This window comes from Actinoplanes flavus (assembly GCF_017592555.1).
Taxonomy (GTDB): Bacteria; Actinomycetota; Actinomycetes; order Mycobacteriales; family Micromonosporaceae; genus Actinoplanes; species Actinoplanes flavus.
On record NZ_JAGFNS010000024.1, the window covers coordinates 85,969 to 108,986 of the forward strand.

Annotated in this window: 18 protein-coding genes; 9 read left to right on the forward strand and 9 right to left on the reverse strand. The window is 71.8% G+C overall.

What is annotated here, in order from left to right:
• Window positions 1–39 precede the first annotated feature (39 nt).
• Both J5X75_RS30815 and J5X75_RS30820 read right to left on the reverse strand, forming a co-directional pair.
• Window positions 40–2,073 carry a HEAT repeat domain-containing protein gene (locus J5X75_RS30815; RefSeq protein ID WP_208471052.1) on the reverse strand — a complete coding sequence of 678 codons (2,034 nt, stop codon included), beginning with the start codon at window positions 2,071–2,073 and terminating at the stop codon, window positions 40–42.
• 236 nt (window positions 2,074–2,309) lie between these two features.
• On the reverse strand, window positions 2,310–2,552 hold the full coding sequence (locus tag J5X75_RS30820; RefSeq protein WP_208471053.1) for a response regulator transcription factor: 243 nt from the start codon (window positions 2,550–2,552) through the stop codon (window positions 2,310–2,312).
• Between the two features lie 136 nt (window positions 2,553–2,688).
• On the opposite strand from J5X75_RS30820, the gene J5X75_RS30825 reads away from it, so the two are divergent.
• Complete coding sequence (locus J5X75_RS30825) at window positions 2,689–3,156, forward strand: peroxiredoxin (protein ID WP_307798361.1); 468 nt, start codon at window positions 2,689–2,691, stop codon at window positions 3,154–3,156.
• Here the strand turns inward: J5X75_RS30825 and J5X75_RS30830 are convergent.
• Together J5X75_RS30830 and J5X75_RS30835 are read right to left on the reverse strand one after the other, a co-directional pair.
• Window positions 3,128–4,237: an acyltransferase family protein gene (locus J5X75_RS30830; RefSeq protein ID WP_208471055.1), complete on the reverse strand. Its 1,110-nt coding sequence runs from the start codon at window positions 4,235–4,237 to the stop codon at window positions 3,128–3,130. The genes J5X75_RS30825 and J5X75_RS30830 overlap by 29 nt on opposite strands.
• Window positions 4,234–5,214, reverse strand: coding sequence for an alpha/beta hydrolase (locus J5X75_RS30835; protein WP_208471056.1), 981 nt, complete (start codon window positions 5,212–5,214; stop codon window positions 4,234–4,236). The genes J5X75_RS30830 and J5X75_RS30835 overlap by 4 nt, the downstream gene beginning before the upstream one ends.
• Window positions 5,215–5,338: 124 nt before the next feature.
• Here J5X75_RS30835 and J5X75_RS30840 point away from each other — a divergent pair, with 124 nt between their 5' ends.
• The 3 genes from J5X75_RS30840 to J5X75_RS30850 all read left to right on the forward strand — a co-directional run bounded on the left by J5X75_RS30840 (window position 5,339) and on the right by J5X75_RS30850 (window position 8,301).
• A complete protein-coding gene (locus J5X75_RS30840; RefSeq protein WP_208471057.1) occupies window positions 5,339–6,496 on the forward strand; it encodes a sensor histidine kinase in 1,158 nt (385 codons plus the stop codon).
• On the forward strand, window positions 6,493–7,161 hold the full coding sequence (locus J5X75_RS30845; protein ID WP_208471058.1) for a response regulator transcription factor: 669 nt from the start codon (window positions 6,493–6,495) through the stop codon (window positions 7,159–7,161). The genes J5X75_RS30840 and J5X75_RS30845 overlap by 4 nt, the downstream gene beginning before the upstream one ends.
• 96 nt (window positions 7,162–7,257) lie before the next feature.
• Entirely contained in the window at window positions 7,258–8,301 is a 1,044-nt protein-coding gene (locus J5X75_RS30850; RefSeq protein WP_208471059.1) for a zinc-dependent alcohol dehydrogenase family protein, read from the forward strand.
• On the opposite strand, the gene J5X75_RS30855 is transcribed toward J5X75_RS30850, so the two are convergent.
• The 3 genes from J5X75_RS30855 to J5X75_RS30865 form a co-directional block, all read right to left on the reverse strand.
• The gene (locus J5X75_RS30855; protein WP_208471060.1) at window positions 8,279–8,830 is read right to left on the reverse strand and encodes an SMI1/KNR4 family protein; all 552 of its coding nucleotides are present in this window, start codon (window positions 8,828–8,830) and stop codon (window positions 8,279–8,281) included. The genes J5X75_RS30850 and J5X75_RS30855 overlap by 23 nt on opposite strands.
• Before the next feature lie 18 nt (window positions 8,831–8,848).
• Entirely contained in the window at window positions 8,849–9,040 is a 192-nt protein-coding gene (locus J5X75_RS30860; protein ID WP_208471061.1) for a hypothetical protein, read from the reverse strand.
• 70 nt (window positions 9,041–9,110) lie between these two features.
• The gene (locus tag J5X75_RS30865; protein ID WP_208471062.1) at window positions 9,111–13,199 is read right to left on the reverse strand and encodes a tetratricopeptide repeat protein; all 4,089 of its coding nucleotides are present in this window, start codon (window positions 13,197–13,199) and stop codon (window positions 9,111–9,113) included.
• A gap of 277 nt (window positions 13,200–13,476) precedes the next feature.
• On the opposite strand from J5X75_RS30865, the gene J5X75_RS30870 reads away from it, so the two are divergent.
• Both J5X75_RS30870 and J5X75_RS30875 read left to right on the forward strand, forming a co-directional pair.
• A complete protein-coding gene (locus J5X75_RS30870; protein ID WP_208471063.1) occupies window positions 13,477–14,910 on the forward strand; it encodes an FAD-dependent monooxygenase in 1,434 nt (477 codons plus the stop codon).
• Between the two features lie 306 nt (window positions 14,911–15,216).
• Entirely contained in the window at window positions 15,217–16,704 is a 1,488-nt protein-coding gene (locus J5X75_RS30875) for an FG-GAP repeat domain-containing protein (protein WP_208471064.1), read from the forward strand.
• Window positions 16,705–17,270: 566 nt separating this feature from the next.
• On the opposite strand, the gene J5X75_RS30880 is transcribed toward J5X75_RS30875, so the two are convergent.
• Together J5X75_RS30880 and J5X75_RS30885 are read right to left on the reverse strand one after the other, a co-directional pair.
• On the reverse strand, window positions 17,271–18,725 hold the full coding sequence (locus J5X75_RS30880; RefSeq protein WP_208471065.1) for a cellulase family glycosylhydrolase: 1,455 nt from the start codon (window positions 18,723–18,725) through the stop codon (window positions 17,271–17,273).
• Window positions 18,726–18,943: 218 nt separating this feature from the next.
• Window positions 18,944–20,434, reverse strand: a complete 1,491-nt coding sequence (locus J5X75_RS30885; protein ID WP_238490108.1) for a Na+/H+ antiporter NhaC family protein — start codon at window positions 20,432–20,434, stop codon at window positions 18,944–18,946.
• 174 nt (window positions 20,435–20,608) lie between these two features.
• Here J5X75_RS30885 and J5X75_RS30890 point away from each other — a divergent pair, with 174 nt between their 5' ends.
• The 3 genes from J5X75_RS30890 to J5X75_RS30900 are packed head-to-tail and all read left to right on the forward strand — an operon-like array spanning window position 20,609 to window position 23,014.
• Window positions 20,609–21,751, forward strand: coding sequence for a DegT/DnrJ/EryC1/StrS family aminotransferase (locus tag J5X75_RS30890; RefSeq protein ID WP_208471066.1), 1,143 nt, complete (start codon window positions 20,609–20,611; stop codon window positions 21,749–21,751).
• Window positions 21,752–21,759: 8 nt separating this feature from the next.
• Window positions 21,760–22,389, forward strand: a complete 630-nt coding sequence (locus tag J5X75_RS30895) for a sugar transferase (protein WP_208471067.1) — start codon at window positions 21,760–21,762, stop codon at window positions 22,387–22,389.
• Window positions 22,382–23,014 carry an acetyltransferase gene (locus J5X75_RS30900; protein WP_208471068.1) on the forward strand — a complete coding sequence of 211 codons (633 nt, stop codon included), beginning with the start codon at window positions 22,382–22,384 and terminating at the stop codon, window positions 23,012–23,014. The genes J5X75_RS30895 and J5X75_RS30900 overlap by 8 nt, the downstream gene beginning before the upstream one ends.
• The last annotated feature ends 4 nt before the right edge of the window (window positions 23,015–23,018 follow it).

Here is a 23,018-nt window from a genome sequence, read left to right on the forward strand (position 1 = left end):
GCAGCCGCTTCTTCGAAGCGGGAAGCGAGGATCACGCCGTCAGGTGATCGAGGTCAGGGCGCGCGTGCACACCCGCAGGAACTCCTCGTCCTCCTCGATGGCGTCGTCGCGCGAGACCCAGTGGGTCGCCCGGGTCGCGGTGGCCAGTTCGGCGCGCAGCAGCGGTTCGACCGAGGCCGCCGCGGGACCCATCTCGGCCCAGCACGTGGCGATGCCGATGTGCGCCCCCCGCGTGCGCTGCCAGGCCGCGCTGAGGATCGGCAGGGTGGTGTCGAGGTCGCCGGTGATGCGCCACAGGGTGGCGGCGGCTGCCACTTGTTGGCTGCCGGCGTCGGTGAGCAGGGCCGTCACCTGGGCCGCGATCGGTGCGGCCGCCGCGCCCAACGTGCCGATGCTTTCCAGCGCGTGATGACGCACGTAGCGGTTCGTGCGCAACGCGTGTTCGTAGCCGGCCAGCACGTCGGTGGCGCCGGTGGCGCGCAAGGCGTCCGCCGCGCCCAGGCAGACCTCGGGATCGTCGTGGGTCAGCAGGGGCCGCAGCGTGTCTTCCGTGCCGTCCGCCTCCACGGCGGCCAACGCCCTCGCCGCCGCCGCGACGACCTCCGGTCGCGGATCCGCCAGGCTCGCGCGGATCAGTGGTGCCTCGCTCGCGGCGGCCGGTCCGAGCGCGGCGAGGGCTTTCAGCGGCAGGGCCCATTGGTCCTGGTACGGCAGCAGCGCGACGATCTCGGGTAGTGCGTCGGCGGCGGCGGGACCGATGTGGGTCAGGCCCCGGAGCAGGTGCAGGGCCGGCTGGTGGTCGCCGTCGGCGGTCAACCGCTGCAGCCACCGCCGGATCGCCGGCACGAGCCCGGCGGCGTCGGCGCCGTACGGCCTCAACAGTGGGCCGGTGTGGTCCGGCAGGACGTCGCCCTCATAGGCCCGCTGGATCAGCGGTAGCCCGCGCGGGTCGCCGAGGCGTATCAGGGTCAGTGCCAGGGGCCACACGTTCCCGCCCTGAGGATGCGGAGGGTGTGCCGATCCGCCGCGGTAGACCGGGGCGCCGGCGGCCAGCGAACGCGCGATGCCGGCGGCGATGTCGTCGGCCACCGGCGCGGTCAGCGGCCAGGCCTGGTCGGTCAGCAGACCGACCGCGAGCAGATGGTCCTCCCCCGATTCCGTCAGCAGCGCGGCGAACGCGGCGAGCAGCTCCCGGTAGTCGCCGCGCCACTGTCGCATGGCCCGGCGGGTGTCCCACACGGCGCTGTTGCGGCGGTCCGCGGGACCGTCGCGGACAATGGTGCTGAGCAGCTGATTGCGCTCGGTCACCCGGTCGCCGAGTGCCGTGCACAGGGCGCCCAGGTCGAAGCCGTCGGCCTCGTCGAGCAGGCCGAGCAGAGTGGGCACCAGATCGGGCCGGTCACCGTCATCCAGGCGCAGCAGCTCCCGCAGCGCCACGATCCGCACCTCGACCGGCGCCGGGCCGGTGTGCACCGCCCGCAGCCAGGCATGCAGCGAGGCGGCGTCCACCCCGTCCTGGTGGCCCGAGACCGCCCGGCGGGTGATGACGCCCACCGCCTCGACCAGCGCCGTCTGAACCCCGGTGTCCGGCTCCACCGACATCCGGTCGCGCAACAGATCCGCGACGTCGCCCGCTCGGTCCTGGCAGACCAGCAACGCCTCCGGCGCCGCGTGCCGCACCCTCGGCTGGGGATCGGCCAACAGCGCCGTGAAGGTGTCGAAACCGGCGGCCACCGCCTGCCGCGCGCTACGCCTCAGGCGCCCGTCGCTGTCGGCGAGTTCCCCCACGTCGTCGGTCTCCGCGCTGCCGATGCTCGCCAGCAGCCGCAGAACGTCGTGGCGCCCCCGCGCCTCGGGCGCGGCCGCCGCCTCGATGAGGAAGGGGATCGCCGCGACCGTGCACTCGTACACGTCGAACTGGTGATGCACCGCGCCTTCCAGGTACTCCATGGCCCACGTCCGCTGCCCCTTCTTCGGCGAGATCAGCCCTCGGATCGCCTTCGGCATCGCGGTCGCCGGCCCGTAGGCGTGCGTCATGGACGCCCAGTCGATCTGGTCCAGACCCGCGAACATCTCACTCCCCGTCGTCGGCCGGCGCTTCCCGGCCCGGAGGCTACCGGACCGCGGGCCAGTGCTCCGGCCGTCGGTCCGGGGGTGGAGGCCCGTGCTGGGCGGGCCGCCAGGGCCCGGGCAGTGCCTCGACCAGGAGGGTTCTGCCGGTGGCGAGCGACAAGAGCAGAGACGCGAGGCCGGTCGCCGTCATGCTGACGCGAGGCGTGCCCGGGGCTCCTCGTCCCCGGGCACCTCGGTCATTGCAGGACACCGGCGCGGAAGGCCTTGGCCACCGCGTGGGCCCGGTCGTTGGCGTCCAGTTTGCGGAAGACGTTCTTCAGGTGGCTGTGGATGGTCGCCGCACTGAGGTAGAGGTGTGCGCCGATCTGCTTGTTGGTCTTACCCTCCGCCACCAGGGTCAGGATCTGTACCTCCCGGTGGCTGAGCGAGTCGATGCTGGTGGGGGCGAGTCGGCGCGAGGTCCGAAAGAGTTCATCCATGGATCTCACTGTCCAGCCGGTCAGTGGCCCGTTCGTGTCACCTACCGGGCGGCCATCGTGCCGTTTCTGATTTGACATCCTCGCGTCGGCCGGTGAAATGAATGTGACATACGTTCGTGTCCGTAGACTGCGTCGGGTGAGCATCGGCAAAGGCGACATCGCACCCGACTTCGAGCTTCCCGACCAGAACGGCATGCCCCGGCGGCTGACCGACCTGCTGGCGGACGGGCCCGTCGTCCTCTTCTTCTACCCCGCGGCCATGACCAAGGGCTGCACCGCGGAGGCCTGCCACTTCCGGGACCTGGCGGCCGAGTTCCGCGCGGCCGGCGTGCAGCGGGTCGGCATCAGCCGGGACACCGTCGAGAAGCAGAAGCTCTTCGCGGACACCCACACCTTCGACTACCCGCTGTTGTCCGATCCCGATTCGGCGACCATCACGGCGTACGGCGTGAAGCGCAAGCTGAACCTCGGCCCGCTGAGCACCAAGCGGATGACCTTCGTGATCGGCACCGACCGCCGGATTCTCGACGTCATCCACAGCGAGCTGGACATGAACCAGCACGCCGCCGAGGCGCTCAGCGTGGCGGCCGCCGCGAAGTCCTGACCCGCTCCGCGCGGTGGAACGCCGCGCAGAGCAGCACCAGGGTCACGGCGAAGACCGGCAGCCAGAGCAGGCGGTGCAGCGGCCACATCCCGGCCGGCGGGTCGGACAGGCCGGGCAGCGGGCCGGCCAGCAGCCCGCCGAAGGTGACCAGCAGCAGGGCGCTCTGGTGCCAGCAGTAGACGGTCATCGCCGACCGGTTGAGCACGGCGACCGGCGTTCCGAGAGCCGGTCGCCGCAGCCATCCGGCCAGCCGGTCCCGGACCAGCAGGAACACGCCGATCTGCGCGGCGGCCAGGGCCAGCGCGAACAGCGACGGCGGATCGAGATTCGACCAGCCGTCACCGGGCACGCCGACCGCGCTGGCCGGATATCCGGCCAGCAGCACCAGCCCAGCGCCGGCGGCAATACCCGTGACCGCCAGGATCCGGCCGGCCCGGCGGGACAGGAGCCCCTCGGCCAGCGCGATACCCAGCAGATACGGCACCGCCCAGCCCGCCACCGTGGCCGCCGGATGCAGCCAGGCCGCCACCTCGAGGTGACGGGCCACGTCACAGGCCGCCACCAGCGCGATCGCCGGGGCCAGCGGCCACAGCCGGAATCGGCCGACCGCGGCCCGCAGCAGCGGAGCGCTCACCGTCAGGACCAGATAGACGATCAAGAACCAGAGCGGATGTACGAGCAGCGAGCGCACCACGTGCAGGGTGCTGTCCGGCGCGCCGGTGACCCTCAGCAGCAGCCAGGCGGGCAGCCACACGGCGGCCAGCAGCCCGACCGGGCCGGCCAGCCGGGCGAACCGGGTGAACCGGGCGGTGGGCCGGCGCGTTCCGGAGCCTCGCCGTGCGACAGCGAATCCGCCGGCGAAGAAGAACGGGCCGAGGGTCTGCAACACCCACGTCGCCGGGATCAGGGCGGGGAACTCCGCCAGCGGGCTCGCCCCGTGCCATGCCGCGGGCCGCGCGGGATCGCTCACCACCGCGGACACCAGCCAATGGCCGACGACCACGCCCACGATCGCCACGGCCCGGAGCGCGTCGATCGTACGATCGCGGGTCTCGGGGTCTGCGGTTCTCGATCGGGTCATGGCAGATCACCGGCGATCCGGGCCAGTGCCGCCAGCGAATCGGTGCCCGGCGACAGGTAGTGGTCGTGATCGTGGACGTCCGCGGTGGCGAAGACCCGGGCGCCGAACCCCGGCCCGGCCGGCTTGGCCCCGAGACCCAGCCCGAACAGCCGCACCGCCGGAACCCACCGCACCCAGTCCTGGTCGCTCTGCCCGGCCCAGACCCGGGCGCCCGTGCCCAGACCGGCCACGTCGTCGACGCCCATGCCGGCGCTGCCGAACACCGCGATGTCGGTCACCTGCGCCGGGAGCCGGGGCGCGGCCTGCCCGATCACCGCCGACCCGTAACTGTGCCCGAGCAGCGCGATCGTCGCCCGCGGGCGGACCGCGACCAGACCGGCCACGAACCGCTCCAGCTCCGCCGCCCCGGCTCGCGCCAGATCGGCCCGGCCGGCCTCGTCGAACCCCTGCGGCGTGTCGTAGCCCAACCACGCGATCACCGCGAACCCGCCGGATCCCGCCCCGGCCCGCTGGAGCTCGGCGGCCTGCACGGCCGGTGACCGGTACGACCGTCCGCCCACACCCCGCCAGAAGTTCGCCAGCCGATTGGTCATGCCGGGCACCAGCACCGCGATCCGCCGCGCCGTCGACAGATCACCGAACACCTGGGCGACCCGGCCCCGCCCACGCGGGTCGAACAGCAGGAAGTCACCGTCCGGGCGGTCGATCCCGGCGGCCAGCATGGACCGCCGGTTCGCCTCGTAGCGCAGCGTGACCGGCGCCCCGTCCAGATTGCCGACCGCCCCGGGACGCCCGGCGGCCAGCTCCCGCCGCTGCCGCGCCGGCATGACCGCGAACAGGTCGCGGACCGTCGCCGGCCGTGCGGCGGCGGCCGCCGGGGCCGGCGCGGGCGGCGCGGCCAGCACGGTACCCACGGACGGCGCCACGATGACCGCGGCGACCGCCAGCGCCGTCCGCAACCGATTGATCAGAATCATGCCGATCACGGTGCCGGGCGGCCGGCGCCGCCACATCGGCCCGTGGACGGCAACGGGATGAGCCCGTGGGCGTAAGCCCGTGAGCCGATGCGCCGGTGATCTTCACGTCGATACAGTCGGCCCCATGCCTACCCCACCGCATCGGACGGGTGGCGTGCTGGCCTGGAGCGGCGCGCTCCTGTTCCCGTTCGCCCTGTTCGCCACGATCACTCTGCCGGGCGGCAGCGGGAGCCTGCTGCAGCTGCCCCTGGTCCTCCTGGCGCTGCTGCTGCCCCTGGGACTGGCCCGCCGATCGCCGCTGCCCGGTCTCCTGGTCCTGCTCGCCGGCGGAACAGCCGTGCTGTTCACCCTCCAGAACGGGACCCTCGTCAGCGTCCTCGTCATCGTCCTGATCATCATGGCCGACGGCATGGCCGGAAACGTGGCGGCCAACCGGCCACGGCGCGTGTCGTTGCCGGTGGCGGCCCTGACCGCGGTGGTGGAGGGGACCCTGGCCGTGACCGCCGGCCAGGTCGGCGACGTGGCGACGGTGCTCACCGTGATCCTCCTGGGCGTCATCACCGCCTGGGTGCTCGGCGACTCGATCCGGCAGCGCCGCCGGCACGCCGCCGTCCAGCGGGAACAGGCGGAGGCCCAGGCCGTCGAGGCGGAACGACTGCGGATCGCCCGCGAGCTGCACGACATGGTCGCCCACAGCATCGCCGTCATCGCCGTACAGGCCGGCATGGGCCGCCGGGTCATCGACACCCGGCCCGCCGAGGCCCGCGACGCCCTGGCCAACATCGAGGACACCAGCCGGGAGACCGCCGCCGCGCTGCGCCGGATGCTGGTCGGCCTGCGCCGCAGCGACGGCGGTTCCGGACCGGCGCCGCGCGACCCCGCTCCCGGCCTGGCCGACCTCGACGACCTGGTCACCCGCAGCGCCCAGGCGGGCGTGGAGGTCCGGCTGCGCCGCCACGGCGAGCCGGCGCCGCTGCCGCCCGACATCGACCTGTCCGCGTTCCGCATCATCCAGGAGGCGGTGACCAACGTGATCCGGCACGCCGGCACCGGCCACTGCGACGTCGGCGTCCAGCAGGACGACCGCGCGCTCACCATCGAGGTCACCGACGACGGCCCCGGCGGCGCCACCGCCACCGTCGTCGCCGGTGCCGGGAACGGCCTCACCGGCATGCGGGAACGCGTCGGCCTCCTGGGCGGCGAGTTCGCCTCCGGCCCCCGGCCCGGCGGCGGCTTCCGGATCGCCGCGACCATCCCCCTCCCGGAGGAGACCACCCGATGACCGTCCGCGTGGTGCTCGCCGACGACCAGCCACTGATCCGCAGTGGGCTGCGGGTGCTCATCGACGACACCGAGGATTTGCGGGTCGTCGCCGAGGCCGCCACCGGGGCGGAGGCCGTGCGCTTGGTCCGCGAGCAGGAACCCGACGTCGTCGTCATGGACATCCGGATGCCGGTCATGGACGGGATCGAGGCCACCCGGCACATCACGGCCGGCGACGGCCCGGCCCGGGTGCTCATGCTCACCACGTTCGACGACGACGAGTACGTCTACGCCGCCCTGCGCGCCGGCGCCAGCGGATTCCTCGTCAAGGACATGGCCCTCGACGACATCCTCGGCGCCATCCGTGTGGTCGCCGCCGGGGACGCGCTGATCGCCCCCAGCGTCACCCGCCGCCTCATCGAGCACTTCGCCGCCGGAGCGCCCGTACCCGCCCCGCCGCCGGTCCGGGCACGCGCCGACGACACGATCACCGAGCGGGAGCGTGAGGTGCTCACCCTGGTCGGCCGCGGCCGGTCGAACGCCGAGATCGCCGGAGACCTGCACATCAGCCCGGCCACCGCGAAAGCCCACGTGGCCCGGCTCTTCACCAAGCTGGACGCCCGCGACCGGGTCCATCTGGTGATCATCGCGTACGAGATGGGCCTGGTCGCCCCCGGGTCGTAGGGTGCCCTGCCGGTACCTGTCTCGTCAGTGACTCCCTGCCACCCGGCGCCGGGCGGTTACATGGTGGTGAGAGCACCGTCCTGAGGAGGGACCGCCATGCGCCAGGTAGTCATGTACGCCCCCGGTGACGTCCGCGTGGAGCAGCGCGACCGGCCGGCCGTCGCCCGCCCGACCGACGCGGTCATCCGGGTCGTGGCGGCGTGCGTCTGCGGCTCCGACCTGTGGCCGTACCGGGGGATCGACCAGGTCGGCGAGCCGCGGCCGATGGGCCACGAGTACGTCGGCGTCGTCGAGGAGGTCGGCGCCGAGGTCCGCGACATCCAACCCGGCCAGTTCGTCGTCGGATCGTTCTTCACCAGCGACAACACGTGCGAGATCTGCCGGGCCGGCTACCAGTCCCGCTGCCCGAACCTCCAGCCGGTCGCCGACGGGTCCGGCGGCGCGCAGGCCGAGTTCCTGCGCGTGCCGTGGGCCGACGGCACCCTGGTCGCCACGCCCGGACAGCCGGACGCCGACCTGATCCCGTCCCTGCTGGCCGCCTCCGACGTGCTCGGCACCGGCTGGTTCGGCGCGGTCGCCGCCGAGGCCGGCCCCGGCAAGACGGTCGCGGTCGTCGGCGACGGCGCGGTCGGCCTGCTCGGCGTCCTGGCCGCCAAACAGCTCGGCGCGCAGCGGATCATCGCGATGAGCCGGCACCCCGACCGGCAGAGGCTGGCGTTCGAGTTCGGCGCCACCGACATCGTCACCGAGCGCGGCGACCAGGGCGTTTCCAAGATCAAAGACTTGACCGACGGGTACGGCGCCCACTCCACGATCGAGGCGGTCGGTACCCAGGAGTCGATGCTGCAGGCGATCCGCGCCACGCGGCCCGGCGGGCACGTCGGCTACGTCGGCGTCGCCCACGGTGTCACGCTGCCCGGCATGGAACTGTTCCTCTCCGGCGTGCACCTGCACGGCGGCCCCGCTCCGGTGCGCCGCTTCCTGCCCGAGCTGATCGACCTGATCCTCAAGCGCGAGATCGACCCGGGCAAGGTGTTCGACCTGTCGCTGCCGCTGGACGAGGCGGCCGAGGCCTACCGGGCGATGGACGAGCGCCGCGCCGTCAAAGCGCTGCTCCTCACGTCGCCGGGAGGCCGGTGATCTCCTCGTAGAGGGCGTCGTAGGCGGCGGCGTCGACCAGGTCGAGCAGGCCGTCGTCGACGGCGTAGACGCCCCTCGCGAAGCAGGCGTTGGTGACGGCCACCAGTTCGGCGATGGAGTGGAACTCGACGACCGGGTGGCCCGGCACCAGCAACGACACGACCACCGGCTCCTCGCCCGGCGTGTTCCAGGCGGCCACGTACAGGTCGATGCCGCCGTCACGCAGCAGCGGCACCCCGTGGGCGTAGGGCAGCTCGACGAACGAATCGGCTGTGGTCTCGTCGAGGGTGACCGGCCAGTAGCCCGGGATCACCCAGCAGTCGCCGATCGTCTGGTCGGGCGCGTCGTCGACGCCGTCACACCACGAGAACCAGGTTCGGACGGCCGCGGGCACATCCGCGCCGAGCACGGCGGTGATCTCCTCGTCCGGCCGGCCGGGCCGCATCCAGGCGGCGACCGGCGCACCCAGCCGGGTCAGCCGGTCACTCCACTCGCGCAGGGCGTTTCCCAGATCGTCGTCCGCGTTCACGAGCAGGAACCTAGCAGGTCAGAAGTATTCCTCCGGACAGTCCCAGAGGGTGCCGCCCTCCGGCGTGCCGGGCTCGGTCACGATCAGGAACCCGCCGACGGTCCCGGTGTCGGTGGGGCGGTCGGCCGGCAGTGGGGTGTTGATGAGCACGAAGGCCGCGGCCAGCGAAACCGCACCGGCCGCCAGGGCGATCAGATCCCGTCTGCGCATGCCCAGTCCTCTCACCGCCCGGATTTTACGACCATCAGTCAACCCGCGGGGAAGCGCCCTTCCGCACTCCTCAAGCGCCGGGGTCGGCCTCCGCCCCGGCACCGATGCGGTCCAGCAGGCCGCGGACATGGTCGACGAGCGAGGTGTTTCCGATCTTGCGGGCTGCGGCGAGGCTCTTCTCCAGCACTGTCCGGGCCGTGTCCCGCTCGCCGTAGGCGATCAGGAGCTGACCGAGGACGTTTCCGACCAGGGCGAGACCATCGGGCCGCTGGAGATGGTCGAGGATCTGGTACGCCTTGATCAGATACGGTGCCGCGGCCTCGAATTCCTGGCGGTCGAGGTAGATCTCCGCGATACCCCAGTTGACATTGGCGATGCCGTCCAGGTCGTTCAGGCGCTCCGCGGCCGGCAGGACCTTCTCCTGGCGGATGCGGAGTGCCTCGTCGTGGTCACCACGCTGCCGCAGGATGTCGGCGACCTGCCCCCAGGTGATCGCGATGGAGCGAGTGTCACCGATGCGCTCATAGACGGGCAGCTCGACCTCCCGGCGGATGCGGAGTGCCTCGTCGTAGTCGCCGCGGTCATAGCGGATGTCGGCGATCTTGCCCCAGGTGATCGCCGTCTCACGGATGTCGCCGAGCCGTTCGTAGGCCGGCAGTTCGATCTCGTGGTGGATGCGGAGCGCCTCGTCGTAGTCGCCCCGCTGTTGCAGGATGTCGGTGATCTTGCCCCAGGTGACGGCGGCGGAGTGGGTGTCGCCGATGCGTTCGTAGACGGGCAGCTGCTTCTCCCGGCGGATGCGCAGCGCCTCGTCGTAGTCGCCGCGCTGGAAGCGGATGTCGGCGATCTTGCCCCAGGTGATGGCGGTGGAGCGGGTGTCGCCGATGCGTTCGTAGGCGGGCAGTTCGATCTCGTGGCGGATGCGCAGCGATTCCTCGTAGTCGCCGCGACGGTAGCGGATGTCGGCGATGGTTCCCCAGGTGAGGGCGATGGCGTGGGTGTCGCCGAGTCGTTCGTAGACGGGTAGTTCGACTTCTTCGCGGATGCGCAGCGCCTCGTCGTACTCGCCTTGGTCGTAGCGGATGTCGGCGATGGTTCCCCAGGTGAGGGCGATGAACCGGGTGTCGCCGAGTCGTTCGTAGACGGGGAGCGCGACGTCCTTCCGGATGCGGAGCGCTTCGTCGTAGTCGCCTCGCCGGAGGACGATGTTGGCGATGTTCCCCCAGGTGGAGGCGGCGGAGCGGGCGTCGCCGATGCGCTCGTAGACGGGTAGTTCGACCTCCTGGTAGATGCGGAGTGCTTCGTCGTAGTCCCCACGTCGGTACCGAAGGTCGGCGATCCTGCCCCAGACCAGCGCCACCTCACGTTCGGAACCTCCGACGGTGAACATGTCCCGGGCCTGGTAGAGCAATTGTTCGGCGCGCTCCAGCTCACCACGGGTGGTCAGGAAGTAGGCGTGTTCGGCCTTGATCCGGGCCTGATCCAGTGGATCGGCCGCCGTTCCGGCCCGGGAGGCCTCCGTGGTCGCCCGGTCGAAGAAGGCGGCCGCGGTGTCCCCGTCGCCGCTGGTCTGTGCCGCCTCCGCGGCCCGGCGAAGCAGCAGCAGCGGCACCGGGAGGGAATGCCGTTCGAGTACGCCGATGGCCTGTTGCCCCAGTGCCAGGGCTTTCGCCGCCGGCCCCGCGAGCAGCGCCTGTACCGCGTACGCGGCGCACAGGGCGATCGTCGCCGGGTCATCGGCCAGCAACGCCAGCCGGGTCAGCTGCACGTCCAGGTCCGGGCCCCAATGGGGTTGGCCCTCGGGGCCGCCCCACGCGGCCAGCAGAACCGGTACGACCTCGGTCGCGATCTCGGTGCGTTCGGTCGCGGTCAGCGGGGTGAGCCGGCCGGCCGCGAGCGCGTTGACCGCGGTGGCCGTCTCTCCCTGGAGGTGGGCGTCGGGGAAGGTGTCCACCAGCCCGAGGTCGCGCAATCGTCCTACCGAGCCGGCGGTGCGGGTCTGGAGACGGTCGACGACCGGTGCCGGCATCGGTAGCTCGAACAGGGTCAGCGCCCGCAGCAGGGCGATGTGGGCGGGGCCGGCCTGTTCGATCAACGCGTCCAGTGCCAGGTTCTCCACGAACGCGCGCACCTCGGTGTCCGCGGGCAGGTCGCCACGGTCGAGGTAGGACTCGATCTCGGTGACCGCCAGTTCGGCGCGGGCCGGGTCGACCTGCGGGCTGTAGACCAGCCGCAACGCGATCAGGTCCTGGAGGCCCGGGTTGCCCCGGCTGACCGCCACCGCCCGCGCCGCCAGCCCGGCGCGCGACTCCCGCACCTGCTCCGGAGGGACGGCCCGCTGGCGCACCGCCAGCTTCTGCTGCGCCACCTCCGACAGCGGCGCCAGTTGCACGGGCTCCAACCGCTGGTGCAGCCCGTCCAGCGTGAACACGAAACGGCTGGTCAGCACCACCCGGCTGTCACTTCGGCCCGGGTCGAAGGCATGCAGCACGGCCGTCAGCACCGGCGCGTACCCGGCGGCCACCTGATGGGGGGCGTCCGGGCGGGATTCGAGGATCCGCTCCAGGTCGTCGATGATCAGCAGCAGGGGGCGCTGGAGGTCCTCACCGGTCTGGGCGCACGGGCCGGAGAGCAGGTCGACCAGCACCCACCGCAGCGCTTCCGGCTGATCGCGAACCTCCGCTCGCCGCTTCTCGATCAGCGACCGGGCCGCCGGGTTGTCCTCCACCGCGGTCGCGATCGCGTCCAGCACGCCCATCGCCGTGTAGTCACCGAACACCACCGCCACCGCGTGGTCGGTGAACCGGTCCGCCAGCCGCGCCGCGAGGCTGGACTTGCCCAGCCGGCCCTGTCCGTGCAGCAACACCCCGGCCCGGTCACCGCCGCGCAGCACCCGCAGCGCCCGGCGCATCTCGCGACGCCGGCCGACGAACATCTCCGCCGTGGCCACCGGAACGTGACGCCGCTTGAGGTCCAGAAAGGTCTTGGTGCCGTGCAGCGCCGGCATCAGCTGCCGCTTCCGTGTCCCGGCCACCAGCGGGCCGCCACCCGATGGCCCCAGCCAGATCCGGGCCAGATGCCAGTCCGCCCGCAGCCGCGGGTGCTCGCACGCCATGAGCTCGCGGCGCGCGTCGCCCACCGCGGCCGCCAGCTCCTGCCGTAGCCCGAGCTGCTCGTAGAGGTGCTGGGCGAACACGGTCGCGGCGCCGTCGGTGACCGAACCGTCCCAGCCGATCACCGCGGGCACCCCGGCGCGCACCAGCCCGGTGGACAGCGAATGCGCCACCTCGCCCGGAGCCGCTCCGCCGTCATCCGGAGTGCCGGGGGAGCGATGATCCGGCCCGCCGGGCGGATGGCCGTCCGCGTCGGCTGCCGTAGCCGTCAGACAGGCCGAGACGACCATCAGGCGTGGCATCGGCGACAGCCGCCGGATCAGCTCGGCCGCGGTGACCGCCCGCCCATCGCCGACCTCGTCCTCCATCATCAGCACCGGCACCCGGGGCCCATCGGGTGACGTCCGCCAGTTGTTCACCCCGTGGCAGGACAGGTGCAGCACCGGCAGGCCACCGAGATCGGCCCACCGCGGCCCGAGCTGCTCCGGGTCGCCGGTGTCCTCCACGACCAGGTCCATCCGGGTGTCGCCGACCGCGGTCAGGATGGCGGACTCCTCCGCTTCGAAGTCGAGTTCGTGCTGGCCGCGCGGCGCCGACGCCATGAACATCAGCCCGAGCCGGAGGTCGTCCAGCGGCGGCGCGGCAGTCGGGGTCCCCAGCCGGCGGACCACCTCGAAGCGGCGCAGCCCGTCCGCGGCCAGGAATCCGTTCTGGTCGGCCAGCACCTCCCACGGCGCCCGCAGCACCGCCCACACGGCCGCCGACGGCGACTGCGGCGCCCGCACCTCGAACACCATCGGCGCGGTGGCGCGTTCCCACCGCGCGCTCACCATCTCGCCACCGCCGTCGAGCCACCCGAACAACTCCCGGCCCAGCCCCACGAACACCGCGTCGTCCGCGCGGGCGCGTATCGCCTCCACATACCGGCCGGCCACGCCCTGGAGCAGCTCCACGTCGGCGGCGTCCAGTTTCCGGTGACCACCCACCGGCTCGCCACCGACCAGCACCTCGAACCCGGCAGCGCCCAGAAGCAGACCAGTGATCACCCGCCCGACCTCCTCACCCTCGTCACCACTACCTGGCGGACAGGAGCGGATCAGTCGATGAGTCCGTGCCCGGCTCAGCCCGGCGACGCTGGATGACGGGAAAGGATTGGACGAGATGACGTTCGGGCGGGTAACTTGCTGCTGCCCGTGACACCGCCCGAGGAGGTGAGACCCATGAACGCTGTATCGCTGTGGGTGCTCCCCCTGCCGTCACGGTCGGGCGATTGACGTAGGTGTCGCCGGGAGCGCCGCGAAGGCACTCCGGAAAGGCACCACCATGCTGGAATTCGATGTGATCATCGCCGGTTGCGGGCCGGCCGGCGCGATGCTCGCCGCCGAACTGCGACTGCACGACGTGCGGGTTCTCGTCCTGGAGAAGGAGACCGAGCCCGCCTCGTTCGTCCGTATCGTCGGTCTGCACATCCGCAGTCTCGAACTGCTGGCGATGCGCGGCCTGCTCGACCGCATTCTCGAACACGGGCGCCGGCGCCCGGCCGCCGGCTTCTTCGCCGCGATCGACAAACCACAACCCCAGAACCTCGATTCCGGGTACGCCTACCTGCTCGGCATTCCCCATCCGGTGATCGTCCGCCTGCTGGAGGAACACGCGATCGCGTCGGGCGCGCAGGTCCGGCGCGGCTGCGCGGTGACCGGATTCGAGCAGGACGACGAGGGCGTGACCGTCGAACTGGCCGACGGGGCGAGGGTGCGTGCCCGCTATCTCGTCGGGTGCGACGGCGGCCGCAGCACGGTGCGAAAACTGCTCGGTGTCGGCTTCCCCGGCGAGGCCGCACGCAACGAGACGCTGATGGGCGAGATGAGGGTGACCGCCCCGCCGGAGGAGATCGCCGCCCGGGTGGCCGAGATCAGCGTGACCGAACGGCGTTTCAGCCTCCGGCCGGCCGGCAATGGCGTCTACGGCGTCGTGATCCCGGTCGAAGGTGTCACCGATCGTGCCGAGCCACCCACCCTCGACGATTTCCGGCGGCAGTTGAGAATCGTCGCGGGAACCGATTTCGGGGTGCATTCCCCACGCTGGATGTCCCGTTTCGGCGATGCCACCCGGCTGGCCGAGAGCTACCGGGTGGGGCGGGTGCTGCTGGCCGGCGACGCGGCCCACATTCATCCGCCGATCGGCGGCCAGGGTCTCAATCTGGGTGTGCAGGACGCGTTCAACCTGGGCTGGAAACTGGCCGCGCAGATTCGTGGCTGGGCGCCGGGCGCACTGCTCGACACCTACCAGGCCGAACGTCGCCCGGTCGCCGCCGGCGTGCTGGACAACACTCGCGCCCAGACGGCGTTGCTGTCCTCCGAACCGGGTGCTCAGGCCGTACGGAAACTGTTTTCCGAATTGATGGATCTCGACGAGGTGAATCGGTTTCTGATCGGGAGGATCGCCGGGATCGACATCCGGTACGACGTCGGTGCGGGCCCCGATCTGCTCGGCCGGCGCATGCCCGACGTCGAGGTGAAGCAGGGTCGGCTCTACGGTCTGCTGCACCGCGGCCGTGGCCTGCTGCTGGACCGCACCGAGCGCCTGACCGCCGGCGGCTGGACGGGCCGGGTCGATCATCTCGCGGATCCCACCGCGGCCCTGGACGTGCCCGGTGTCCTGCTGCGCCCGGACGGGCACGTCGTCTGGATCGGCGATGACCAACGGGATCTGGACAAGCAGTTGGCCCGCTGGTTCGGCCAGCCGATCGCCGGCTGAGAGGCCGGCCACGACGGACCGAGCCGTGGGGCGAGCAGGCGCAACGCTCGCCGCACGGCCGGTCCGACGGCGGCGGTCCCGGGCGCCGTCGGGACCACGCCGTAGATCATGCGGTGGGCGAGAAGCACGCCGTCGACGGTGATCCGGCCGTCGACCAGTCCGGCCGCCTGGGCCGATGGCAGCGCGGCTCGGACCAGGGCCGGCCCGGCACATGGCCCGCGGGGGAAATTACACCCTTTCGGGTGAGTGACGTCATGTGACACATTGGCCTGGCACAGGGCGGAACAGCGGGGGGATCGGTACGACATGGCGGTTTCACGACAACGACGCCGACTGCGCCGGGCGCTGTCCGCGGCGACGATCGCCGCGGCGGTGCTGTCCCCGGCGGCGCCGGCGTGGGCCGCCCCCGGTTACCCCGCGCTGGCCCCGTGCGGGCCGGGTGCGGCCACGGCGGCCGACGACGCGATCGCCACCCAGCTGAAACCACTGATGAACGGCCGCCGGCTCGGGTCCGCGGTGACCGGCGTCCGGATCGCCTGCGCCCGCGTGATCGTCGCCACCGTCCAGTCCCGAGGGCTGGGCCAGCGCGCCGCCGTCATCGCTGTCACCACCGCGATCGCCGAGAGCACGCTGAACAACCACGCCGTCGCCTACGACCACGACAGTCTCGGGCTGTTCCAGCAGCGGCCCTCGCAAGGGTGGGGCAAGCCCGCGCAGGTGGTGGACCCGATCTACGCCACCAACGCGTTCCTCAACGCCATGCTGCGCAAACACCCGGGCGGCAGCTGGATGACCGGCGACATCGGAGCGATCTGCCAGCGTGTGCAGGGCTCGGCGCTGCCGCTGGCGTACGCACCGGAGGCCCACGACGCGCAGCTCATCGTCGCGCGATTGTGGACCGAGCCGGGTCCGGCGGCCACACCGCAGCCGACCGCGCCGTCCGGCCCGTACCAGAAGGCGCTCGCCGCGGCGGGCACCCAGCTGGGCGCTCTCGCCGGGCGGCACGAACTCGCGCTGGCCGACTGGAACGGCGACAACCGGCCTGACCTGTTCGTCGTCGAGGGCACCGAAACGGCCAGCGGCAAGACCGAGATCCGCATCATGGACGGCGCCGCCAACTTCGCGGCCCTGCTGCTGACCAGGGCGACCACGCTCGACGCGACCGACAACCGGCAGGCCTACGCGATCGCCGACGTCAACGGCGACAAACGGCCGGATCTCGTCGTGGTGCAGCGTTTCTTCACCTCGAGCGGCAACACCGAGGTCACCGTCCTCGACGGGGCGTCGGCCTTCCGGCAGCAACTGCTCCATTCCGGTACGCCGCTGCCCGCCACCGACGAGCGCTACCGGTTCGCCGTGACTGACTGGAACGGTGACGCCCACCCGGATCTCGTCGTCACCCAGACCTCCGGCACCGCCGGCAACCGGATGGAGGTCGAGGTTCTCGACGGGGCGGCGAACTTCCAGCGGCACCTGGCCCCGAAGATCGTCACCCCGGAGCCCGCGAACCCCGACCACCGAGTGGCCGTGACCGACTTCAACAACGACCGGCGGCCCGACCTGGTGATCATCGAGACGTCCGGCAAGGCCGACGGCAAGACCCGGCTGCGCGTGCTCGACGGGGCGGCCGGCCTCCAGCGCACGCTGGTCAAGGCCGACACGGCTCCGGGCATCACCCACCACCTCGAGCTGCTGATCACCGAGTGGAACGGCGACCACCGCCCCGACCTGATGCTGGTACAGGAGAACGGCACTGCCAGCGGCCGCACCGAAATGGTCGTTCTCGGCGGTTAGCTCCCGCCGATCGCCGATCGCCGATCGCCGATACGGCGGACGGTCGCCTGTTCCGTCTGGACCGTCCGTCCGGGCGGCGCGGCCTCGCCGCCGGGTCCGACCCACCCCACCGCGACCGGCGCAACGGCCGGAAGCGGGCAACCGCGTGCCGGGAGCGGGTCACCGCGGCCATCCATCTCCCGTGATCGGCGTAACGGTTGGCAGTGGGCTACCGCGTGCCGGGAGCGGGTCACCGCGGCCATCCATCTCCCGTGATCGGCGCAATGGCTGGCAGTGGGCTACCGCGTGCCGGGAGCGGGTCACGGCGGCCATCCATCTCCCGTGATCGGCGTAACGGTTGGCAGTGGGCTACCGCGTGCCGGGAACGCGCCACCGTAACCACCCGCGCGGGGCGACCGGGGGCACACGCCGGGGTGGCCCACCGATCTACGCCCGGCGGGGGCGGCACAGGCTGGACCCGGCAGCCAGCCTGTGCCGAACAGGCCGGACTATCCGAATAGGGCAGGACTGCCGTTGCGCGTACCAATGAGGAAGGTTCTCTGCTTCGGAGAAGGAGCGCCCACCGGTCAGGAGATGGCGACGTCGTCGTAGTAGACGGTTCCGGTGTTGTCGCCGGATTTCAGGTGCAGCTGGACGCTGGTGGCCGAGGCCGGGGCGACGGCGTCCACGGACAGTCTGGTCCAGCCGGTGTTGCCGACGGGCAGCCGGTTGGAGGTGTTCTGGCTGATCCATGTGCCGTTGATGTCGAACCAGCTCAGCGCGATCTCGGTGATCCCGGTGGCGGAGACGCCGCGAGCGTACGCCTCGGCGTGCCAGGGACGGCCGCCCTGGACCGGGGTGATCGGCGAGGTCAGGAGGGAGGGCAGGTTGCTGCCGTTGCGGGTGGTCGCGGAGAACCGGGCCGACCTGGCGCCGGTGCGCGGCGACTCGGTGGTGATCACGGCGGTGCCGGCCGTGGGCTGGTAGTTGCGCCACGGGGAGTCGATCGCGGCGGCTTCGAAGCCCAGGTTGAGGATGCTGGTGGGGGTGGCGCCGGTGGTCCACGCGGTGCCGGTGACCGAGGCGCTGATCTTCGGGGTGGTGTCGGTGCGGTAGAGGCCGAATTTGTACTGGGCGGGCATGGCGGACACTGCCGAGTTCGGTGGGATCGCGCCAGGGGCGAAGTCGTTGAGCGTCCACGGCGCCACCGAGCCGACGCCCGCCTCGCCGGCCGCGCGGAAGACCCGGGCCAGGTAGGCGGCCTGTTCGCCGTCGGTGCCGGAGTGGGTGCTGGCGCCGGTCTCGCCGATGACGACCGGGTCGGGGGCGACGGCGGTCTGGGCTCGGCGGATCTCGGCCAGGGCCCGTTCCGAGGCGCCGTAGAAGTGGTAGTCGTAGTAGTCCAGCGGTGTGGTGGCCAGCTGCGACTTGATACTGGCCAGGCCGGGGGCGCCGGTGCCGCCGTCGACGGACAGGGTGAGTGGCATGGCCGGGGCGGTGCCGCGGATCGCCGGGATGACCTGGCGTACCCAGGCGACCGCGGCGGCGTCGCCTGGCGGGAATTCGTTCTTCACCTCGACGGCGATGACCCGTGGGTCGTCGGCGTACGGCGCCAGCAGAGTCTGCGCCCAGGTGATGCTGCCGGCCGTGTCGGAGTAGCCGGACCACCAGTCGAACAGGGTGAGTTTGACGGTCAGGCCGCGCGCCTGGGCGATGCCGATGAACTGGCTGAGCTTCTGGGCGTACGCGGGAGCCGGGGTGGGATATCCGAAGGTCTGCGGGAAGACGATGGCGCGGACGTTCGTCGCGCCGAGCGCGGCGGCCCTGACGAGATCGCTGTCGATGCGCGCCGGGTCGAAGGTGGTCCACATGAACGTCCATCCGGCGTTCGACGGGTAGTAGTTGATCGTCTTCGCGGCCTGGACCGCGGACATCCGGCTCGCCAGGGTCGGCGGCGTGGCGTGGGCTGGTGTGGCCGGCAGTGCCGGGCTCAGCAGCAGGGCGCCGGCCAGGACGGCGGCGCGGAGGCGGAAATGACGCATGGGGGGGACCGGGCCTTTCGCGGGATTCGCCTTTTCGGAGGGGGTCTTCAGGCGAAGGTAGGTCCGGTCCGGACGGTCGGCAACGATTCCCGTGTGCCATTCGAGGGGTGGCTGTTTAGGCTGGTCAGGGGGGAGGGTGGTGTCGCTTATGATGCAATTGTTCCCATTTACTGAATGGTAATTGATCCCCGGACAAGGGTCGAAATAATGGTGGAGGGCTATGTGGACGCGCTATTCGGATCAGCGCCCGCCTCCGCCGCGGTGGGCACCTTGAAGCCGATGAACCCGTAGAGCACGTCGAGGACCGGGCTGAGGATGTTGAAGAAGCAGTAGGGCAGGTAGTCGCCGGTGGCCACCCCGAGCACCCCGGCGGTGTACGCCCCACTGGTGTTCCACGGCACCAGCACCGCCGTGACCGTGCCGGCGTCCTCCACCGCGCGCGCCAGGGTCTGCGGCGCCAGGCCCCGCCGGGCGAACTCGTCGCGGAACATGCGGCTCGGCAGGACGTCGGCGACGTACACGTCACCGGCCACCACGTTGAGCCCGATCCCGGTGCCGTTGACGGCCAGGATCAGCGTGCCGCGCCGTTTCGCCCGCGTGACGACCGGTGTGATGAGCCGGCGCAGGAAGCCGGCGTATTCCATGACCGCCGCGAAGGAGAGGGCGCCGAGAATCAGCCAGACCGTGGTCAGCATGCTCACCATGCCGCCGCGGGTGAACAGCTCGTCGATGACCGGCTGCCCGGACCGGCAGACGAATCCGCTCGCCATCGCCGAGAAGACGGCCTTCGTGCCGGTGGCGACGGGGCCGAGGCCGGGCTCGCCGACGAACGCGGTCACCGCGGAGTGCTGGGTGACGGTCGCGAGGACGCCGGCGAACAGCGCCGATCCCATCAGCGCGAGAAACGGCGGGATCTGCTTCACGGTGAAGACCAGCAACAGCAGCATGGGCAGCAGGTTGAGCACGGAGAGGTGGAAGACGCCGCCGAGCGCCTGCTGAGCGGCCTCGGTGTCGATCTGTCCCTCGGGCCGCGCGTTCGCGCCCATCACGAAGAAGATGATCAGGCTGATCGCCAGCGCCGGGCCCGATGTCCAGAACACGTTGCGGATGTGCCGGCCGACCGTCAGGCCGCGCCCGACGAGTTTCGGCACCAGGATCGTCGTCTCGGACAGCGGGGTCATCTTGTCGCCGAAGTACGCCCCGCAGATCACCGCGCCGGCGGTCACCTCGACCGGCAGCCCCATCACCTTCGACATCGCCACGAACGCGACGCCGAGGGTGCCGGCCGTGGTCCACGAACTGCCGGTGACCAGGCCGACGGCGGCGCACACGACAGCGGTGGTGAGGTAGAACCAGGCCGGGCTCATCAGGCTGATGCCGACGTCCACGACACTGGGGATGGTGCCGGCCATGTTCCAGGTGCCGATCAGCGCGCCGATCGCGAGCAGCATGAAGATCGGTCCCATGGCGGTGGTGACGCCACCGATCGCCGCGTCGGCCACGGACGCCATCGAGAAGCCGTTCTTCAGCGCCATCAGGGCGGCGAACGCCGCGCTCAGCAGCAGGGCCACCTGCAACGGCCCGTCCATCGCGCCCGCGCCGAACAGGATGATGCTGGTCGCGAGCAGGACGACGAGGACGACGACCGGCAGCACCGCGTCGAGCATCGTCGGCGGCCGGCCCCCACCCGGTGGCGGTTGATCAGTCATGGCGGCCGGGAGGAACCGCTCGCCCTGGAGTCGTCATCACCGTCAGTGATATCGCAAGTGGATCTTCGTGGTCCGCCGATTGGCCGGATGCCAGCCGTTCGCGCGGATAGCATGGCTGGCGAGACGGTCGAGCCGCACATTCCCCCTGGTGCCGGTCACGATGGGTGGTGGGGGATGCATGCCGAGGATCGCGCCGTTCTGCTGTCCGGACCGGATGTCGGCGACCTGGAGCAGGAGTACGTTCTGGCCGCCCTGCGTTCTGGCTGGATCGCACCGGTAGGCCCGGATCTGGACCAGTTCGAGCGGGAGATCGCCGAGCGGGCCGGGGTGCCGCACGCGGTCGCGGTGAACTCCGGGACGGCCGCCCTGCACCTGGCCCTGATGGGCGTCGGCGCCGGTCCCGGTGACGTCGTCGTCGTGCCCACGCTGACCTTCGTGGCCACCGCGAACGCCGTCGCGCACACCGGCGCCACCCCGGTCTTCGCCGACTGTGACGCGGCCACCGGCAACCTCGATGCCGACCTGCTGTCCTGCGTGCTCGCCGACCTGGACGCCGAGGGGGCACGGGTGCGGGCGGTGATGACGGTCGACCTGTACGGAGCGTGCGCCGACTACGGGCAGATCCTGTCACTGTGCGACCGGTACGGCGTACCCGTCGTCGAGGACGCCACCGAGGCGCTCGGCGCCGCGCACGCCGGGCGACCGGCCGGTTCGTTCGGCCGGGCGGCGGCGTTCTCGTTCAACGGCAACAAGATCATTACCACGTCCGGTGGCGGCATGCTGGTCACCGCCGACCAGGGGCTGGCCGACCGGGCCCGCTACCTGGCCGGTCAGGCGCGGCTGCCGGGGGAGCACTACGAGCACGGCGACGTCGGCTACAACTACCGGCTCAGCAACCTGCTGGCCGCGCTGGGCCGGGCTCAGCTGTGCCGCCTGGACGAGATGATCGAACGCCGCCGGGCGCTGCACGACGGGTACGCCAAGCTCTTCGCGCACCTCGACGGGGTGCGCCTGCTGGGCGGCGACGACCCGGCCGCCAACCGCTGGCTCACCGCCGTCGTCGTCGACCCGGACCGGACCGGCTGGCGCAGCCGCGACCTGGCCGTACACCTGGCGGCGCGCAAGGTGGAGACGCGGCCGGTCTTCAAACCCATGCACTGCCAGCCCGCGTACGGGCGGGCCCGCGCCTTCCTGACCGGCGCCGCCGAGCGCCTGTTCGCCGACGGCCTGGTCCTGCCCGGCGGTTCCGCGATCGGCGACGACCAGGTACGCCGGGTCCTCGACGAGATCACCGAGTTTCTGGACGGACGGCGATGAGTTCCCGGATGACGGATGTGGTGCAGCGAGCCATCGACATCGGCGTGTCCGCGGCCGCGCTGGTGGTGACCGCGCCGGTGATGGCCGGTGTCGCCGCGGCGGTCGCGGTCGATCTGGGGCGCCCGGTGCTGTTCCGTCAGCAGCGCCCGGGTCTGCACGGCCGCCCGTTCACCCTGATCAAGTTCCGCAGCATGCGGGACGTGGACGAGCGGCGCGGCCTGGTCACCGACGCCGACCGGCTCACCGGCCTGGGCCGGGCGCTGCGTGCCACCAGCCTGGACGAGCTGCCGACGCTGTGGAACGTGCTGCGCGGCGACATGAGCCTGGTGGGACCCCGGCCGCTGCTCATGCGGTACCTCGACCTGTACAGCCCGGAGCAGGCACGGCGCCATCTGGTCCGGCCGGGGGTCACCGGGCTCGCCCAGGTGAGCGGCCGGAACCTGGTGGACTGGGACGAGCGGCTGGCGCTCGACGTCTGGTACGTCGACCACCGTTCCCTGGCGCTGAACGCCCGGATCTGCCTGCGGACCGTGCTGACCCTGCTGCGCCGGGAGGGCGTCTCGGCGCCGGGGGAGGCGACGATGCCGCTGTTCACCGGTTCGGCGCGGGCCGGCGCGGAAGCCGACGGCGATGCCTGAGCCGGTCGTCATCGTCGGGTGCGGCGGCCACGGCCGGGAGCTCTTCGGCATCATCGCGGCCATCAACGACGCCGGCGACGCGTGGAAGGTGACGGGCTTCCTCGACGACGACCCGGCCGAGCCGAACCTGCGCCGCCTGGACCGGCTCGGCACCGCCTGGCTCGGCGCGAACGAGCTGCTGGCGGACCTGGACGCGTACTTCGTCATCGGCATCGGCGACCCGCGGGCCCGGGCCGCGGTCGCCGCCCGGCTGGAACCGTTCGGCCGGCCCGCGGCCACCCTCGTGCACCCGGCGGCCACGCGGGGGCCGGACAACCAGGTGGCCGACGGGGCGGTGCTGTTCGCCGGGGCCCGGATCACCACGAACGTGACCCTGGGCCGGCACACGCACCTCAGCCAGAACGCGACGGTGGGCCACGACTCGGTGCTGGCCGACCACGTGCAGGTGAATCCCCTCGCGGCGGTGTCCGGCGACTGCGACATCGGGCGGGAGGTGCTGATCGGCACGGGCGCCGTGGTGCTCCAGGGCCGGTCGGTGGGCGACGGCGCGACGGTGGGCGCGAGCGCCTGCGTGGCCGGGAACGTCGGCGCCGGGCAGATCGTCAAGGGCGTGCCGGCCAGATAGCGGA